At 66.5% G+C, this 17,667-nt stretch carries 15 protein-coding genes and 2 tRNA genes; 13 read left to right on the forward strand and 4 right to left on the reverse strand.

From position 1 onward, the window contains the following. The first annotated feature begins 24 nt into the window (after positions 1 to 24). From ACTHQS_RS12460 to ACTHQS_RS12470, 3 genes are all read left to right on the forward strand, one after another. The gene (locus tag ACTHQS_RS12460; protein WP_440169278.1) at positions 25 to 1,191 is read left to right on the forward strand and encodes a sunset domain-containing protein; all 1,167 of its coding nucleotides are present in this window, start codon (positions 25 to 27) and stop codon (positions 1,189 to 1,191) included. After that, the gene (locus ACTHQS_RS12465; protein WP_440169281.1) at positions 1,145 to 2,317 is read left to right on the forward strand and encodes a PQQ-dependent sugar dehydrogenase; all 1,173 of its coding nucleotides are present in this window, start codon (positions 1,145 to 1,147) and stop codon (positions 2,315 to 2,317) included. Before ACTHQS_RS12460 ends, ACTHQS_RS12465 begins: the two co-directional genes overlap by 47 nt. Positions 2,318 to 2,431: 114 nt before the next feature. Continuing rightward, positions 2,432 to 2,504, forward strand: a tRNA-Lys gene (locus tag ACTHQS_RS12470). 244 nt (positions 2,505 to 2,748) lie between these two features. Here the strand turns inward: ACTHQS_RS12470 and ACTHQS_RS12475 are convergent. Beyond that, positions 2,749 to 3,207 carry a MarR family winged helix-turn-helix transcriptional regulator gene (locus ACTHQS_RS12475; RefSeq protein ID WP_159635391.1) on the reverse strand — a complete coding sequence of 153 codons (459 nt, stop codon included), beginning with the start codon at positions 3,205 to 3,207 and terminating at the stop codon, positions 2,749 to 2,751. 96 nt (positions 3,208 to 3,303) lie between these two features. Between ACTHQS_RS12475 and bcp the strand changes: the two genes are divergently transcribed. The 8 genes from bcp (at position 3,304) to ACTHQS_RS12515 (ending at position 13,363) form a co-directional block, all read left to right on the forward strand. Next, positions 3,304 to 3,777, forward strand: a complete 474-nt coding sequence (bcp, locus tag ACTHQS_RS12480; RefSeq protein WP_440169283.1) for a thioredoxin-dependent thiol peroxidase — start codon at positions 3,304 to 3,306, stop codon at positions 3,775 to 3,777. 94 nt (positions 3,778 to 3,871) lie between these two features. After that, positions 3,872 to 3,953, forward strand: a tRNA-Leu gene (locus ACTHQS_RS12485). 231 nt (positions 3,954 to 4,184) lie between these two features. Then, entirely contained in the window at positions 4,185 to 4,889 is a 705-nt protein-coding gene (locus ACTHQS_RS12490) for a fasciclin domain-containing protein (RefSeq protein ID WP_440169285.1), read from the forward strand. 163 nt (positions 4,890 to 5,052) lie between these two features. Further along, on the forward strand, positions 5,053 to 6,720 hold the full coding sequence (locus tag ACTHQS_RS12495; RefSeq protein ID WP_440169287.1) for an ABC transporter substrate-binding protein: 1,668 nt from the start codon (positions 5,053 to 5,055) through the stop codon (positions 6,718 to 6,720). Positions 6,721 to 6,799: 79 nt separating this feature from the next. Next, positions 6,800 to 8,302, forward strand: a complete 1,503-nt coding sequence (locus tag ACTHQS_RS12500) for a malate:quinone oxidoreductase (RefSeq protein ID WP_440169289.1) — start codon at positions 6,800 to 6,802, stop codon at positions 8,300 to 8,302. A gap of 69 nt (positions 8,303 to 8,371) precedes the next feature. Then, positions 8,372 to 11,602 carry an efflux RND transporter permease subunit gene (locus ACTHQS_RS12505; RefSeq protein ID WP_440169292.1) on the forward strand — a complete coding sequence of 1,077 codons (3,231 nt, stop codon included), beginning with the start codon at positions 8,372 to 8,374 and terminating at the stop codon, positions 11,600 to 11,602. A 190-nt stretch (positions 11,603 to 11,792) separates the two neighbouring features. Next, positions 11,793 to 12,902 (forward strand): LLM class flavin-dependent oxidoreductase, encoded by a 1,110-nt coding sequence (locus tag ACTHQS_RS12510; RefSeq protein WP_440169294.1) that lies wholly within the window; start codon positions 11,793 to 11,795, stop codon positions 12,900 to 12,902. Continuing rightward, positions 12,902 to 13,363 carry a MarR family winged helix-turn-helix transcriptional regulator gene (locus tag ACTHQS_RS12515; RefSeq protein WP_440169296.1) on the forward strand — a complete coding sequence of 154 codons (462 nt, stop codon included), beginning with the start codon at positions 12,902 to 12,904 and terminating at the stop codon, positions 13,361 to 13,363. The genes ACTHQS_RS12510 and ACTHQS_RS12515 overlap by 1 nt, the downstream gene beginning before the upstream one ends. Here ACTHQS_RS12515 and ACTHQS_RS12520 read toward each other — a convergent pair. Further along, complete coding sequence (locus ACTHQS_RS12520) at positions 13,360 to 14,166, reverse strand: transglutaminase-like domain-containing protein (protein ID WP_440169298.1); 807 nt, start codon at positions 14,164 to 14,166, stop codon at positions 13,360 to 13,362. The genes ACTHQS_RS12515 and ACTHQS_RS12520 overlap by 4 nt on opposite strands. A 70-nt stretch (positions 14,167 to 14,236) precedes the next feature. Further along, the gene (locus tag ACTHQS_RS12525) at positions 14,237 to 15,037 is read right to left on the reverse strand and encodes a hypothetical protein (RefSeq protein WP_440169594.1); all 801 of its coding nucleotides are present in this window, start codon (positions 15,035 to 15,037) and stop codon (positions 14,237 to 14,239) included. 220 nt (positions 15,038 to 15,257) lie between these two features. On the opposite strand from ACTHQS_RS12525, the gene ACTHQS_RS12530 reads away from it, so the two are divergent. Further along, positions 15,258 to 15,920, forward strand: coding sequence for a DUF1684 domain-containing protein (locus ACTHQS_RS12530; protein ID WP_440169300.1), 663 nt, complete (start codon positions 15,258 to 15,260; stop codon positions 15,918 to 15,920). A 25-nt stretch (positions 15,921 to 15,945) separates the two neighbouring features. Further along, on the forward strand, positions 15,946 to 16,434 hold the full coding sequence (locus tag ACTHQS_RS12535; protein WP_440169302.1) for a GtrA family protein: 489 nt from the start codon (positions 15,946 to 15,948) through the stop codon (positions 16,432 to 16,434). Between the two features lie 64 nt (positions 16,435 to 16,498). On the opposite strand, the gene ACTHQS_RS12540 is transcribed toward ACTHQS_RS12535, so the two are convergent. After that, positions 16,499 to 17,665 carry a cysteine desulfurase family protein gene (locus ACTHQS_RS12540; protein WP_440169304.1) on the reverse strand — a complete coding sequence of 389 codons (1,167 nt, stop codon included), beginning with the start codon at positions 17,663 to 17,665 and terminating at the stop codon, positions 16,499 to 16,501. Positions 17,666 to 17,667: the final 2 nt, after the last annotated feature.

A 17,667-nucleotide genomic window follows, 5' to 3' on the forward strand; every position in this document is an offset into this window, starting at 1 on the left:
GCCACCTGTACAGAAGGGCCTGCCATGGACTTTGTTTTCTGGATCATCCTCATAGTCGTCATCGCCGTCATCATTTGGTGGCTCGTCAGCCGCAACAAGTCCGCCAATGCGCCCGAGGGGTCATCGCCGGCGGCGAAGACCGAGCGGGCCCGTGCCGACGGGGCCCTTGAAGGGGGCAGCGCGGCAGCTTCGGCCGCGGCTGCGGGGACCACCGGCATTCCAACAGCAGCGGGATTCGGGAAAGCCGCCGAACCGGCCGCACCCGCCACGGCGGAAGAGCCGGCCGACTCGTCCGCCGCTTCCGCGCCGGCGGCGCGCACTTCCACTCCCCTGTCCACCGAGAAGGCCACTGAGGCGGCCAACGTAGCCGGCCCCGCCGCTTCCGGCACGGAGACGCCCGGCAGTGGCACCGGGCACGAAGAACACCGGCCCCAGGGCCAGGCTGCACAGCAAAACGAAGACCAGGCCGAATGGGAAACCCAGTGGTCCGAGGCCGGAGCCGCGCCCCGGTCCGGCTCCTCGGCTGCCGGGACGGCCGCAGCTACCCCCGCGGAGGCGCACCAACCCGGCTCCAGCGCTGAAGCCTCCTCCGGGCAGGCCGCCCCCGCGGCATCCAGTCCCGTTCACCATGACGAATACACAGCGCCCCACGCCCCCACGCTTCCGGGTGCCGAAACGGCCGCAGTGGAGAGCATGGACGACGGCGGCACAACCGGCGGCGGGCCGGCCGGAAGCCAGGCGCCCCAGCACCGGGCGGACAGCTCCGAAGCGGCCCCGCAGCACGAGCCGGCGGTGCCCTTCGGCGGCGTGACGGATGCTGGAGCAGCCGAAACCATGGACCGCGCCCAGTCATCCGCGCTGGTGGAAAACGCGGCGGACCACCAGCCGTCCGGGCAGGGACAGGACGAAGCCCAGGGGTTCGGGCAGGGCTTCGTCCCGGGCCAGGTCACAATTGCCGCCGAGCCTGCCGGGCACCTGGCGGCCGACGAGCCTTACGGCCAAGGATCAGCCGCACCCGGCCCCGACGGCAGCGGACCTGCGGACTACACGGTCAAGGGCGACGCCGCCGAAATGGTGTACTACGAAGAAGGACATCCGGATTATGAGCAGACCCGGGCGGAAGTCTGGTTTGAATCTGCCGCGCATGCGGAGGCCGCCGGTTTCCGCGCCCCACGGCGTAAACGGCTCTAACAGGACGAAGGCCCGCCGCATTGCGGCGGGCCTTACCTGTCTGGCCGCGTGCCTGGTGCTGGCCGCCTGCACGGGCGCACCAGGGCCGCCAGGCACAAGCCCTGCCGTCGCCGGCACGTCGCCGGGAGCCGCCGTCGGAAACCCTGCCGTTACCGCACCTGCGGTACCTGCGCCCACCGTGCAGGAGCGGTTGGAGCTTCAACTGGACACGCCCTGGGCAGCGGTATTCCTTCCGGACGGCACCGCCATCATCTCGGAGCGCGGGACCGCACTGCTGAAGGCTGTTCGGGACGGCAAGGCCACAACCCTCGGGGAAGTGCCCGACGTGGTGCCCGGCGGAGAGGGAGGCCTCCTGGGACTGGCGCTTTCCCCGCATTTCGACGCCGACCGCGTCCTCTATGCCTATATGACCACGCAGGAGGACAACCGGGTGGTCATGATTACTGTCGGAAGCAGCGCGGACGGTTCGCTGACGCTGGGCCAGCCCCAAACCGTGTTCTCCGGAATACCCAAAGCCGGCACGCACAACGGAGGCAGGATCCGGTTTGGCCCCGACGGTTTCCTGTACGTGGGCACGGGCGACGCCCAACGCCGGGAGCAGCCGCAGGACCCCGGGGCCTTGGGCGGCAAGATCCTTCGGCTCAGTCCGGACGGCTCTCCCGCGCCTGGAAACCCGTTCGGGAACGCTGTCTACAGCCTGGGCCACCGGAATGTCCAGGGCCTGGCGTGGGACGAATCCGGACGGCTCTGGGCCAGCGAGTTCGGCCCCGACGTGGACGATGAATTGAACCTGATCCTGCCGGGCGCCAACTACGGCTGGCCGGACGTCACCGGGGCGCCGCACCGCGCAGGCTTCCAGGACGCGAAAGTCGTGTGGCCCTCCACGCGCGAATCCTCCCCCAGCGGGCTGGAAATCCTCGGCGGAATTGCCTACCTCGGTGCACTCCGGGGCGAAAGGTTGTGGGCAGTACCGCTGCATGGAACAGAAGCAGGGTCCCCTGTGGCCTATTTCACAGGGGAATACGGTCGGATCCGGGACGTCATTCGGACCCCGAACGGAGGTTTGTGGCTGCTGACGAACAACCAAAACCCTGATTTCGCGCTGGTTTTGCGGCCCTCCCCCTGATTCGGGCACCTCCGCCGGAGCCGATTTCACTTGCACCAAAAGTTCGTGTAGAGTTTCATGTCGTTGCGGAGATCAACGGGAAAGAAAAAGCCCGGAGATGGAAGCAAATAAGATGCACCTCTAGCTCAATTGGCAGAGCAATTGACTCTTAATCAATGGGTTCCGGGTTCAAGTCCCGGGGGGTGCACGATTGGGAAAACAGCCTCCGGCTTGTGGAAACACAAGCGGGGGGCTGTTTTGTTTTCCCGGCCCACGTCCATCCATTGCTGAGTACTTGTCGTTTTCACGGCCCAGAACGACAAGTACGGAGCAATCGATGGGGGTGACGTGGGGAGGTACGACGGCGGGCGGCGGCCGGGCACAAAAAAGCGCGGCCCCGGTTCTTCCGAACCAGGGCCGCGCTTTACGTATGGTGTCCGCAGCGCCAGCGGCTACTTTGCCACGTTGTCCATGAGGGCTCCGGCGTTGCTGGGCGTGGTGGAGAACTGGCTGGCCAGTTCCCTGACCACGGCCTTGAGTTCCTGGCGCAGCAGCTCGGGGTCGATCGACGCGGACGCCAGGACCGAGCGCTCCATCTCCACGGCCTGGGCAACAGCTTCCTTGCCCTGCTCGGTCAGCGATACCACGTGGCTCCTGCGGTCCGAGGTGCTGCGCACCCGCGCTATGTGGCCGTGGGACTCAAGCCGGCTGAGGGTCTTGCCCATGGTCTGGGCCTGCACGCGGACGTACTGGGCAAGCTGGGCCTGGGTCATGGGCCCCTGCGCTGCAAGGACTTCGATGGCGATAACACCGGCATGGGTGAGGCCGATGGCGCCGAGTTTTTCGTTCCAGGAGTGCTCAACGAGTCGGGCAGCAGTGGACAGAAGGCGCCCTGTGGGCCAGTGATCCATATCAGGCATAGCAGCAAGTATAGCCAAATGCCGATTAGCACTCGTTCCACCTGCTTACTAGGCTGTTGTGTCCCGCCCGCGACAAGGAGAAAAACAATGGCTGAAAGACTGGTTACCGGCGATAAGGCACCCGCGTTCACCCTCCAGGATTCCACCGGCAAGGACGTCAGCCTGGCTGCCCGGCCCGGCCGCTCCACCATCGTCTACTTCTACCCCGCTGCCGCCACTCCCGGCTGCACCAAGGAAGCCTGCGATTTCCGGGACAGCCTGGCCTCCCTGCAGGCCGCCGGCTACGACGTCCTGGGGATCTCCCCCGACCCCGTCGAGAAACTGGCAAAGTTTGCTGACAAGGAGTCCTTGACGTTCCCGCTGCTTTCCGACGCGGACCACGCCGTGGCCGACGCCTACGGCGCCTGGGGCGAAAAGAAGAACTACGGCAAGACCTATGAGGGCCTGATCCGCTCCACCATCGTGGTGGACCCCGACGGCAAGGTGGCGCTGGCCCAGTACAACGTGCGGGCCACCGGCCACGTGGCCAAACTGCGCAGGGACCTCAACCTCGACGCCTGACCGGCCCGCAACTTCCCGGGCAACCACCCTGGCAACGCTACAATGGACACTGGCATCCGCCGTCGAGCATTTTCGGTTCACGGCAGGAAGCTGAGCGCGAGTGGTGAAATTGGCAGACACGCAGGATTTAGGTTCCTGTGCCTTCGGGCGTGGGGGTTCAAGTCCCCCCTTGCGCACACCGAATCCCCCGGCCCCGGCCGGGGGATTCCTGCGTTAAGCACCGGCAATCCGGTCGCCAATTTCTGCCCCGAATAGAAAAACTCCGAAGATCCACCCATCCGCCGATGCCCACCCGGCGAATAGCCATTGAGACACCAGCCAAGGGCAGGTGCCCACCCAAAGGCAGGCCGCACGCCACGAAACCAAATGTCCGACGGCGGCAGGCAAACGATCCAAGGAGAACCCAAATGCAGACCTTCAAGCGCACCACTTTCACCGTCGCAGGCGTTGCAGCAGCCGCTCTGCTCAGCCTCACGGCATGTGGCGGTTCCGGCAGCACCTCCGGGTCCTCGGCGTCGTCGGCGCCGATGTCATCCGCCCCCAGCTCCAGCATGGCATCCCCGTCCAGCACCAGCATGGCATCACCGTCCGCAAGCTCCTCGGCGGCAAGCATGGATCCGGCCGCCAACCTGGTTGGCCCCGGTTGCGCCGCCTACGCCAAGCAGGTGCCCACCGGCGCAGGCTCCGTTGAAGGCATGGCCCTTGACCCGGTCGCCGTCGCAGCCTCCAACAACCCCATCCTCACCACGCTCACCGCGGCAGTGTCCGGCAAGCTGAACCCCAAAGTGGATCTGGTTGACACGCTCAACGGCGGCGAGTTCACGGTCTTCGCTCCCGTGGACGATGCCTTCAAGAAGATCGACCCCGCCACCATCGAAACGCTGAAGACCGACGATGCGCTGCTGAGCAAGATCCTCACCTACCACGTAGTGCCCGGCCAGATCACCCCGGACAAGATCGCCGGCACGCACGCCACCGTCGAAGGCGGCTCGGTCACGGTGACCGGCAGCGGCGACAACCTCAAAGTGGACAACGCCAACGTGATCTGCGGCGGCGTCAAGACCAAAAACGCTACGGTCTACCTGATCGACTCCGTGCTCATGCCCAAGTAAGCCTTCTTCCACCCCCAGCACAGGGCCGGGTCCGTCTGAAACCCGGCGGAGCCGGCCCTGTCGCGCGTCACGTGCTTGCCTGAAGCTGCCCGCAAGCCCGGTCCTCTAGACTGGTCCCGGCCCGCAAGCGGCGGAGCCGGCAGCATCCAGAGGTGATAAACGAGTGCCCAGCAGTACATCGCGGCGGACGGTCATCAAAGCAGGCGCCGTCCTCATGGCGCTGGGCGTGACGTCGTGCACGGGTGTGCCGTCTCCCTCGCCCACATCCGGTCCGCCCAGTTCCGCCCCGGCGGAGCCCGAGGCCACCTTCAATTTCGGCACCGCTGCCCAGCCCCTGGGACTGGACCCGGCCCTGTCCAACGACGTGGAGTCCCAGCGCATCACCCGGCAGATCCTGGAGGGCCTGGTGGGTGTGGACCAAACCACCGGAAAACCCACACCGCTGCTGGCAACGGAATGGAACGAGTCCAACGAAGGCCGTACCTATACCTTCAAGCTCCGCACGGGCGTCACCTTCCAGGACGGCACTCCGTTCAACGCCGACGCAGTATGCACGAACTTCAACCGCTGGTTCGCTTTCTCCGCCGACCTGCGGAAGCAGGCACCGGGCACCTCCTTCAAGGACGTGTTCAAGGCACATTCGGACGAGCCCGGGCTGTCGATCTTCAAGGGCTGCACCGCATTAGACCCCGACACGGTACAGATCGACCTCACCCAGCGCTTCACCGCATTCCTCCAGGCACTGACCCTCCCGGCGTTCGCCATCGCATCCCCTGCAGCCCTCGCCTCGGGCAAAGCGGACGTCCTGGACCAGAACCGGGGCGGCCAGGCAATGTCAGCCTTCGCCACGAATCCGGTCGGCACCGGCCCCTTCACCCTTGCCGCCTGGGGCACCGACAACGTCACCCTCGCCAGCAACAAGACCTACTGGGGCGACCGCGGCCAGATCGGCACCATCAACTTCCTGGCCTACAACCATCCCCAGACCCGCCTCCAGGCACTGCTGGACGGCACGATCGACGGCTATGACGCCGTCACCGTGGGGAATTTCGACCAGCTGGTCAAGCGCGGCAAGCAGATCGTGCAGCGCGACCCGTTCTCCGTGATGTACGTGGGCATGAACCAGGACATCCCGATCCTCCAGAACCAGAAGATCCGGCAGGCGGTGGAGCTTGCCATCGACAAGGAGACGTTGATCCGGAAGTTCTTCATCGACAACACCGCCAAGGCCACGCAGTTCGTTCCGCCCAAGATCAGCGGTTTCAACAATGACGCGCCGGCGCTCGGACACGATCCGGCCAAGGCCAAGGACTACCTGAAAGAGGGCGGCTACGCGGGCGAGGAACTGAAGTTCTACTACCCCATGAACGTCACCCGCCCGTACCTGCCCACCCCTGAAAAGGTCTACGCCGAGCTCAGCCGCCAGCTCACCGCCGTCGGCTTCAACATCCGGCCCGTGCCCGTTGACTGGTCGGACGGCTACCTGCAGAAGGTCCAGTCCGCCGGCGACCATGCCCTCCACATCCTTGGGTGGAACGGCTCGTACTCGGACGCCGACAACTTCGTCGGCCCCCTCTTCGGGCAGAAAAACGGCGAGTTCGGATACCAGGATCCGCAGGTCTTTTCCAAGATCAACCGGGCGCGGGGACTGCCTGACGGGAAGGAACGGGATGAGCTTTATCACACCATCAACGCCCAGATCGCCGCGACGGTCCCGGCGGTTCCCATTGCCTTCCCCATCTCCGCACTGGCCCTGTCCGACCGGGTGCTGAACTACCCCGCGTCACCGGTCTTAAATGAAGTTTTCACCAAGGTCCAGCTAAAGCCTTGACGGGCCCGGCCAATTTCAGTATGCGGGCTGCGCGGGGATATTCTGTGACAGCCAGAGCCGCTGCAATCGGAGACTGATCGTGACCTTCATTTCCAAGACCCCACACGCCGACGTTGTCCTGATAGGCGGCGGCATCATGAGCGCCACGCTGGGGGCATTCCTCAAGCAGCTGGAGCCGGACTGGACCATCTCCCTGTTCGAACGGCTGGACCAGCCGGGACTCGAAAGCTCAGACCCCTGGAACAACGCAGGAACGGGCCACGCCGCCCTCTGCGAACTGAACTACTCCCCCGCAGCCAAAGACGGCTCGGTCAACCCCGCCAAGGCACTGCTCATCAACGAACAGTTCCAGCTGTCCCGCCAGTTCTGGTCCCACCTGGTGGACAACAGCCTGATCGGTTCGCCCAAGGGCTTCATCAACACCGTTCCGCACATGAGCTTCGTGATCGGCGAAGACCACGCGCGGTTCCTGAAGACCCGCTACGAGGCCCTCAAGCCCCACACCCTGTTCCGGAGCATGGAGTACTCCGAGGACCACGCGCAGATCGCCAAGTGGGCGCCGCTGATCGTCAAGGGCCGCGACCCCCAGCAGCGTATTGCCGCCACCCGGGCCGCCGAGGGCACCGACGTGGACTTCGGCGCACTGACCCGCGAGCTGACCACCTACCTTGGGAACACCGGCGTCGAAATCAACTACGGCCACGACGTCACCGGGATCTCCCGCGCGTCCGACGGCGGCTGGGACCTGACGCTGAAGCACCCCAAGTCCGGAGAACGCGGCAAGATCCACGCCAAGTTCGTCTTCGTCGGCGCCGGCGGCGGCGCCCTGCACCTGCTCCAGGCGTCCGGAATCCCGGAAAGCAAGGGCTACGGCGGCTTCCCGGTCTCCGGCCAGTTCTTCCGCTGCACGGACGAGGCCATCGCCGCCCAGCACAGCGCCAAGGTCTACGGCCAGGCCTCCGTGGGTGCACCGCCCATGTCCGTTCCCCACCTGGATACCCGCTACGTCAACGGGAAGCGTTCGCTCCTGTTCGGCCCGTACGCAGGCTTCTCCACCAACTTCCTGAAGAACGGCTCCTACCTGGACCTGCCCCTGTCCATCCGCCCCGGCAACATCATCCCGATGCTGGCGGTGGCCAAGGACAACATGGACCTCACCGCCTACCTGGTCAAGGAAGTGGTCAAGCGCCAAGACCAGAAAGTGGAGGCGCTGCGAGAGTACTACCCCGAGGCAAAGGGCGGGGACTGGGAACTCATCACCGCCGGCCAGCGTGTACAGATCATCAAGAAAGACCCGCAAAAGGGCGGCGTCCTTCAGTTCGGCACTGAAGTGATCGCCGGCCGCGACGGCTCCATCGGCGCGCTCCTGGGCGCTTCGCCGGGGGCGTCCACCGCTGTCCCCATCATGATCGAACTGCTCCAGAAGACGTTCCCCAAGAACTTCAAGGGCTGGCAGTCCAAGCTCAAGGACATGATGCCCGGCTACGGGGTGAAGCTGGATGAGAATCCGGACCTCGCCGCGGAGCTGGAACGGGCCACGGCCAAGTCCCTCCAGCTGGAAAGTGTTTCCGCCAGCCACTGACCCTGCCGGGGCCAGCGGCTGGCACCCCCAGGGCTTGTACCAGTCACTTAGACCCCCAGGAGACCACCCATGTTCCGGTTGGCGCACCTTTCCCTGGCGAACCGGGCCCTGATCGCGCTGATCACCGTCTTCGCCTCGGTCTTCGGCGTGATCACCATGTCATCGCTGAAGCAGGAGCTCATTCCTTCCATTGAGTTCCCGCAGATCACCGTGCTCAGCTCCATGCCGGGTGCCTCACCCGAGGTAGTTGACAAGCAGGTCAGCGGTCCGCTGGAAAAGGCGCTGAACGGCGTGGAGGGGCTGGAATCCACCTCCTCCACGTCCCGGACGGGTGTCTCCCAGATCACCATGGTGTTCACCTACGGATCGAACCTGGACCGGGCCCGGAACCAGATCGACCGGGCCATCTCCAATGCCAAGCGGACGCTGCCCAGCGACGTCCAGCCGCAGGCCATCGCCGGGAGCATCAGCGACTTCCCCATCGTTTTCCTCGCCGTTTCTTCGGACAAACCGCTCAGTGAACTGAACGCGGACCTGCAGCGCCTGAGTGTCCCCCGGCTGCAGAAGATCGACGGCGTCCGCAGCGCCGACGTCACAGGGGGCGCCACCCAGCACATCGAGATCCTCCCCCGCACCGACGCCATGGCGGCGGCGGGGGTAGGCGTCACAGCCATCCGCGACGCCCTGTCCAACAACGGCGCGCTGATCCCTGCCGGAACACTCCAGGACCAGGGCAGGACCCTCTCGCTGCAGATCGGCAGTCCGGTCGATTCCCTCGACGCCATCAAGGCCCTCCCCCTGTCCGGCACGAAGAACGCGGCGACCATCGGGTCGGTAGCAGATGTTTCGCTCAAGGATGACGAACGCACCTCCATTACCCGGACCAACGGCGCCGAGACGCTTGCCGTCTCCGTGACCAAGAAACCCGAGGGTGACACGGTGGCCATCTCACACGCGGTGCGGGACTCCCTTAATGATCTGGAAGCCGAGCTGGGCTCGAACGCCAAGTTCACACCCGTGTTCGACCAGGCGCCGTTCATCGAAAAGTCCATTAAGGACCTCACCACGGAGGGCCTGCTGGGGCTGGGCTTCGCCGTCGCCGTCATCCTGCTCTTCCTGATGTCTGCCCGGTCCACGCTGGTCACGGCCGTGTCCATCCCGCTGTCCCTCCTGATCACGTTCATCGGCCTGTCAGCCACAGGCTACTCGCTGAACATCCTGACCCTCGGCGCGCTCACCATCGCCATCGGCCGAGTGGTGGATGACTCCATCGTGGTCATTGAGAACATCAAGCGGCACCTCAGCTACGGCGAGGAAAAGTCGACGGCGATCCTCACCGCCATCCGGGAGGTGGCCGGCGCCATCACCGCGTCCACGCTCACCACGGTGGCGGTATTCCTGCCCATCGCGTTTGTCGGTGAACTGGCCGGTGAACTGTTCCGGCCCTTCGCCCTGACCGTCACCATGGCGCTGCTGGCATCGCTGCTGGTGTCCCTGACCATCGTTCCGGTGCTTGCCTACTGGTTCCTGCGGAACCCCAAGGGCGGGAGCGCCGGTGCCGCTGCCGGCTCCCGCGAGGCCCGGCGCATTGCCGACGAGGCCAAGGCGAGGGCCCACGACGCCGAACAGCGCAGCCGCCTGCAGCGCGGCTACCTACCCATCCTTCGCTCCACCCAGAAGCACCCCGTCATCACCCTGGTGGCAGCGGTCCTGGTGCTCGGTGCCACCGGCGCCATGACGCCGCTGCTGGCCACCAACCTCCTGGGAAACTCGGGGCAGAACAGCCTGACCGTGCGCCAGGTACTGCCGGCGGGGACCAGCCTGGCCGATACCAGCGCCGCCGCCATCCGGCTCGAAGGGGTCCTGCGCGGCGTCGACGGCATCAAGGACGTCCAGGTGACGTCCGGGAACGCCCAGGCCGGCTTCGCCGCCCTCACCTCCACCGGATCCTCCAACTCAACGTTCACCGTAGTCACGGACGAAAAGGCGAACCAGGAGCAGCTCCAGGAGACCGTGCGCTCGGAGCTCGCGAAGGTTCCCGATTCCGGAAAGATCTCCGTAGGCACGCAGCAGGGCGGCTTTGGCACCTCGTCCACCGTTGACATCACGCTGAAAGCGGCCACCAGCGCCGACCTGCAGTCGGCCAGCGACACCATGGTGGCGGCCATGACGGGCGTGCCCGGCACCAGCGAGGTGGCGAGCAACCTCGCCGCCAGCAACCCGGTGGTGCAGGTCAAGGTGGACCGGGCCAAAGCCGCCGCCGCCGGGCTGAACGAGGAACAGGTGGCCGGCGTCCTGGCCTCCACCATCAGCCCCATCCCCGCCGGTACGGTCCGGATCGACACCAACGACTTCCCCGTCCGGATCGGCCAGGGCACCAAGTTCACCAGCATCGATGCCGTCCGGAACATCCCGCTCCCTGCGGGCGGGCGGCCAGTGACGCTGGGAAGCATCGCCTCCGTCGAACAAGTGGACGTCCCGGTCTCCATCACCGCCAGCAATGGGGAGCGCACCGCCAAGGTGTCCATCACGCCGTCGGGCTCCAACCTGGGCGCCGTGAACACCGAAGTCCAGAAGCGCCTGGCTGATGTCCAGCTGCCGCCGGGCGTTACCGCCACCATCGGCGGTGCCACCACCCAGCAGGCGGAGTCCTTCCGGCAACTGGGCCTGGCCCTGCTGGCAGCCATCGCCATCGTGTACGTGATCATGGTGGCCACCTTCAGGTCCCTCGTGCAGCCGCTGATCCTGTTGGTCTCGGTTCCGTTCGCGGCCACCGGCGCCGTGGCCCTGCTGCTGCTCACCGGGGTTCCGCTGGGCCTGCCCTCGCTGATTGGCATGCTGATGCTGGTGGGCATCGTGGTCACCAACGCCATCGTGCTGATCGACCTCATCAACCAATACCGGCAGCCTCACGACGGGCGGCCGGGCATGAACGTGGCGGACGCGATCACCAACGGCGCCCGGCAGCGGCTCCGGCCCATCCTCATGACGGCACTGGCCACCGTGTTTGCCCTGACCCCCATGGCCCTGGGCCTCACGGGCGGCGGGGGGTTCATTTCGCAGCCGCTGGCGGTGGTGGTGATCGGTGGCCTGGTGTCCTCCACCGCGCTTACCCTGATCCTGGTCCCCGTCCTCTACCGGCTGGTGGAGGGACGGCGCGAGAAGAAGGCGCTGCTGCGGGACCTGCAGGACCGGCCGGAGGTCGGCCCCGGTTCTGACATCGACGCTGAGTTCCGCGACTGGACCACTGGGCAGGTCCCCAAAATCAGCGGCCGCCGCGCCGCCCCCGGGGCCGAGTAAGGCCCACCATGCCCGCGATGCCCGCGCCAACTCCTGGTGCGGGCATCGCTGCGTTGCGGGCCTTTCCCTGGCACCAGCACTCGGGAATAATCCCCGCGCCCTGCTGTTACAGATGGCGATAGATGCAAATGCATCTAAATTGGTCTACACTGGAACCAAGCCAGCAAGTCCAGGAACGGAAAGGCACGTCATGCAGATCGGTGTATTCAGCGTCAGCGACATCACCACGGACCCCACCACGGGCCGCACCCCCACCGAACACGAGCGCATCAAGGCGTCGGTGGCCATTGCCAAAAAGGTCGAGGAAATCGGCATGGACGTCTACGCCATCGGTGAGCACCACAACCGGCCTTTCTTCTCCTCTTCCCCTACCACCACGCTGGCCTACATCGCGGCCCAGACCGAACGCATCATCCTTTCCACGGCCACCACGCTGATCACCACCAATGACCCGGTGAAGATCGCCGAAGACTTCGCCATGCTCCAGCACCTGGCCGACGGCCGCGTCGACCTGGTCCTGGGCCGCGGCAACACGGCCCCGGTGTACCCGTGGTTCGGCAAGAACATCCAGGACGGCGTGGAGCTGGCCATCGAGAACTACAGCCTCCTGCGCAAGCTCTGGGACGAGGACACCGTGAACTGGTCCGGCAAGTTCCGCACCCCGCTGCAGAACTTCACCTCCACGCCCCGCCCGCTGGACGGCGTTGCCCCGTTCGTATGGCACGGTTCAATCCGCACCCCGCAGATCGCCGAGGTGGCCGCGTACTTTGGTGACGGCTTCTTCGCCAACAACATCTTCTGGCCGAAGGAGCACTACCAGCAGCTGATCGGCCTCTACCGCGAGCGGTACGAGCACTACGGACACGGCAAGGCGGACCAGGCGATCGTTGGGCTGGGCGGACAGTTCTTCATGCGGAAGAACTCACAGGATGCCGTGAAGGAATTCCGACCCTACTTTGACAGCGCGCCGGTCTACGGCCATGGTCCGTCCCTGGAGGACTTCACCTCTCAGACCCCGTTGACCGTAGGCAGCCCGCAGGAAGTCATCGAAAAGACCCTGACGTTCCGCGAGTACTTTGGTGACTACCAGCGCCAGCTGTTCCTGATCGACCATGCAGGCCTGCCGCTGAAGACCGTCCTGGAGCAACTGGACTTGTTCGGGGAGGAAGTGCTGCCGGTCCTCCGCAAGGAGTACGCAGCCCTCAAGCCCGCGCACGTCCCCGAGCCGCCCACCCACGCGGGCCGCGTGGCCGCCCTTCTGGCATCCCAGGACGCCGGCAACTCCGCCCCGGTGGCCTGATGGCTGCGGGAGGATCGGAATCGCCCGTGCGGCTGGCGGCGGAAACCTGGGAATCGCTGTTCCGGGCGCAGGTCGCTGTCATGCGGAAGCTGCAGTCCGGACCCGCGTTCCGGAAGCTTGCGCTGAACGAATACGACGTCCTGTTCACGCTCTCCCGCTGCCCGTCCGGCTGGCTGCGGCTCAACGAGCTCAACGACAACGTCCTGTTGAGCCAGTCCAGTCTCAGCCGGCTGGTGGAACGGCTCGAAAAGCGGGGACTCGTGGCCCGAATGCCGGCACCGGAGGACGGCCGCGGCGTGCTGCTCAAGCTTACGGACGAGGGCCGGGAACTGCAGAAGGAGATTGGCCGCGAGCACGTCCGGGACATCTCGGCCCTGGTGGCGCCGGCTCTGACGCCCGCAGAACAGAAGGAGCTCATGCGGCTGACCGACAAGCTCCGTAACTCGCTGGGGAAGCGCTAGCCCAGCTGCAGCAGCCGGGCGGGATCCTCGGCCGGCAGGTCCCCGTCCACCACCGCGGTCACGCGCAGCTGGTTCAATACCAGGCTTCCGCCCACGGTGGAAAGGAAGGCTGTGTCGGACGAGTCCCGGCCCGCAGTAATGCGCAGCATCGACTCCCGGGGGGCCAGCCCCGTGGGGTCGATGACGTGCCAGGCGCCCTGCACGTAGGCTTCCGCGACGGCATGGAAATCCATGGGGTTCAGGCCAGGGGCGTAGACAGCGGCGAGGCGGGCAGGGATGTCCTTGGAGCGGAGCAGGGCGATGGCCAGGTGCGCGAAGTCACGGCAGACGCCCCGCCTGCTGAGGAGGGTCTCCACCGCACCGTCCGTGCCGCGGGAGGAGCCGCTGATGTACCGCAGTTCGCCATTGACCCACTCGCGGACCGCATGCACCAGGTCGGCCCCGTGGACCCCGCCGAATTCCGCGTAGGCCGTCGGCAGCAGCCGGTCCGACTCGGCATACCGGCTGGGACGCACGTAGCGGATGCGGTCGGCCAGGCACGCCTCCTCGGGCACGGCACGGCCGGTCACCGTGGCCGCGTATTCCACCGTGACTTCGGCAGGCTCGGCGAACTCCATGTAGTGGAACCGGCCCCCGTGGTGGTCCGAAACTTCCGTAAGGGGAACCGCCGCTCCACCGGCGGTCACGGACAGGGACTCTTCAAAGGATGCGTAGCCGCTGTTCCTCGCTACGGCGATGGCCATGGCCACCTTGGTGTTGGCGATGGTCCTGAAGGCCAGGCGTGCGGAAACAGAGCGTTCCATGTCTCTCCGGGGGTGTGGGGGGCGGAAGGCAAGTCGGGCGCCCCGGCACCGGTGGGCGCGGGCAGCGGGACTAGTTTTTGACCTTCAGCGACATTAGCATCCGCTGCACGTTGGCGAAGTCAGGGCTCTCGTTGACGTACTGGGCCGCCTGGCCCAGCGTATCGAAGGCCTTCGCCGGGGCAACCTTCTCATCCGGTGCGAAGGCTTTGAGGGACACCAGGTCACCGAACGAATAGTCCCCCTTCCCGGCCGGACCACGGACCACATTGCGCAGCTCGCACGCCTGACCGTCAGTTCCGCCGACCAGGTTGGTGATGCCATAGGACCCAAAGAAGCGGTAACCCTGGATCACCCGGTAGACCATGCGCGGCGGGATGGTTCCCTCCCCGCCCTGCGCGGCAACGTCGAACGGTACGCTGCTGATCACCGTGTACGGGCGCCGCGCGCTTTCCGGGCATTCAGCGGACGACGGCGGCAGTCCCGTCCGGAGCGCGGCCATGAAGGTTCCGTCGGGCTTCTTTACTTCAACCTTGAGTCCGCCGGGAAGGACGCCTTCCTCCGGCGCCACGGACTGGGCAATCCAGTCCGCCGGCAAATCGAAGCTGACCGCCTTTGCGGGATCGGAGAACGTCTTCCACGACGTTGCGGTGGGCACAGCCTGGGGTTCGCCGGAGGTCGTTGCTGATGCCGTTGCTGATGCTGCTGCGCTGCCGGCCGGCGCCGCAGACGTCGCAGTTCCGGTTGACGCAGTTCCGCTAGATACAGCTCCGGAAGATGCTGTTGCCGACGGTTCCGGTTGCGCCGTCCAGTCAGGGGCGGCCTGGGGGCCGGAGCACCCCGCCAGCAGAACCGCGGTGGCCGCCATGGCCATCCCGGAGAGAAAGTACATACCGGAGCGAACAGCCTTTGCTGGCGTGCCTGTCATGGGACCCAGCCTAGCCCGGCCCCCTCTCCTCCCTGCCGTTGCGGCGTTTCCTGCACCCTTCGGCGCGGCCCCCAGCCGGCCCACGAACCCGCCGCGGGCTGTGGCACCTGCCGCGCGTGTCGCCGTCGGACGTCTGTCACCCCGCCCTGGGACTAGGCTGGAGGCTATGTCGGAAGAGCAGCACGGCGCAGCCGAAGAGAACCCCGCGGACATTTCCGCCCTGGACATCGCCGACTGGCGGCTGCGGACCTTTGCGCTCTACGACAACGTCCGCCGGATCTCCGCCGACAGCCCGTCCGAGGCACACTCATACTGGCGCCACCAGCGGGACCTGATGTTCGCCACGCACCCGGCTTCCGCACTGACCGCAGCGGACAAGGCGCGCTTCTCCGGCCTCAAGACTGCCGACTACGATCCCATCTACCGGTTCCACGTCCCGCTCACCAAGGAAGGCGCGGGCCGCGAGCTGAGCATGGACACGGGAACCGACGGCGTGGTCCACTTTGTCCGCCTTGGCACCTTCGACCTGCCGGAAATGGGCCAGCTGGGCGTGTGGAAGATCCATGGTTACGGCGGCGGTATCTTTGTGCCGTTCCGCGACGCCACGGCAGGCCAGCCGGGCGGAAGCTATGGGGCCGGGCGCTACCTGCTGGACACCATCAAGGGCGCATTCCACGGGGTCCAGGGATCCGGGCCGGATGCCATGTTCGTCCTGGACTTCAACTTTGCCTACAACCCCTCCTGCGCCTACAACGAGGCGTGGGCGTGCCCCCTGCCCGGTCCGTCCAACCGGCTGGCCGTGGAAATTCCCGTGGGCGAGCTGTACTGATGCCTGCCGCCCCCGGTAACGCCGCGTGAGGGAAGGTGTGTCCGCGCCCACCGTTACGGAAACCACCACCCGGCGCTTACCCGCCACCAGGCACTACCGTGGCGTGCTGCGTTTTCCGGTCATCCGGCAGCTGCTGCGGTTTTCCGGCGTCGGGGTCATCTGTACTGCGGCGTCCCTGGGGCTCTACGCGCTGCTGCGGCCGTGGCTCGGCGCGCAGCTGGCCAACGCCGTGGCACTGGTCCTCACGTCGCTGCTGAACACGGCCCTTAACCGGCGGCTGACCTTCAAAATTGCCGGCGAGCAGCGGCGTACCCGTGACCACCTCAACGGCCTGGTGGTGATCGCCGTGGCGCTGGTGATCACCGGCAGCAGCCTGGGTGTGCTGCACTGGTTCAATCGGGATGCCACGGTTGGCGACGAACTGGTGGCCACCACGCTGTCCGGCTTCCTTGCCACCGCCGTGCGCTTCAGCATGCTGCGGCACTGGATTTTCCGCCGGGCGCGCCACCGCTAGGGTTCCGGCACCGCCAGGGTTCCGGCACCGCCAGGGTTCCGGCACCGCCAGGACAGGCGCCCGGCTACCGGCCCTGGCCCGCGCCCAGGTTCCGAACGCCGGCGACCGCCGCTTGGACGGCGGCCGCTGCCGTGTCCAGGTCCTCCCGGGTCACCGACGCGTCGAAACTGAAGCGTACCGCCGTCTGGGCCACCTCGGCCGGCAAACCCAGCGCCGTGAGCACGGGCGATGGCGCGTCTGAGCCGGCAGCGCACGCCGAGCCGCTGGAGCAGACCACGCCGCGGCGTTCCAACTCCAGGAGCACCGACTCGCCGCTGGTCCCGGGGAAACAGAAGGATGCCACCGACGGCAGCCGCTGAGAGGGGTGCCCGGTGAGCACGGCGTCCGGCACTCCAGCCAGCACCGCGGCAATGAAACGGTCCCGCAGGGAGGCCACCCGCACCTGATGCTCCGCCTGTCCGTCCCTGGCCAGCGTGAGGGCAGTGGCAAGACCCACGGCACCGGCCACGTTTTCCGTTCCGGAACGGCGGCCGCGTTCCTGGCCGCCGCCGTGGATGACCGGTTCCAGCCTGGTGCGGCTCCGGACGAACAGCATGCCGCAGCCTTTGGGTGCACCCAGTTTGTGTCCGGAGATGCTCATGGCGTCCACCCCCAGCGCGCGGGTGTCCAGCGGCAGCCAGCCAGCGGCCTGGACGGCGTCGGTATGGAACGGGATGCCTTGGGCGTGGGCCAGTTCCGCCAGGGCGGCGATGGGCTGGACGGTGCCTACCTCGTTGTTGGCGTACATGATGCTCACCAGCGCGGTTTCCGGGCGCAGCACGCCGGCCAGGGCAGCCGGCGTGACCAGGCCGGTTGCATCGACGGGGACGACGTCCACGGTGAAGCCATGGAAGCGTTCGAGGTACCGCGCGGATTCCTCCACAGCGGGGTGTTCGACGGCGCTGATCACCACCCTGTCCAGCAGTGGGTTTGCTGCCTGCCGGGCCAGGGCAATGCCTTTCACCGCAAGGTTGTCCGCTTCCGTTCCTCCTGACGTGAACACAATCTCGCCCTGCCGGCAGCCGAGGACATCCGCCACGGCCGACCGGGCCCCGGCCAATGCCGCAGCTGCGGATTCGCCGAGGGTGTGGTGGCTGGAGGGGTTCCCGAATCCGCCGGTGAGGTAAGGCCACATGGCGTCGAGTACCTCGCGGCGGACCGGGGTGGTGGCGGCAGCGTCCAGGAAGATCACGG

This window comes from Arthrobacter sp. SAFR-044, assembly GCF_051965175.1.
GTDB lineage: Bacteria > Actinomycetota > Actinomycetes > Actinomycetales > Micrococcaceae > Arthrobacter.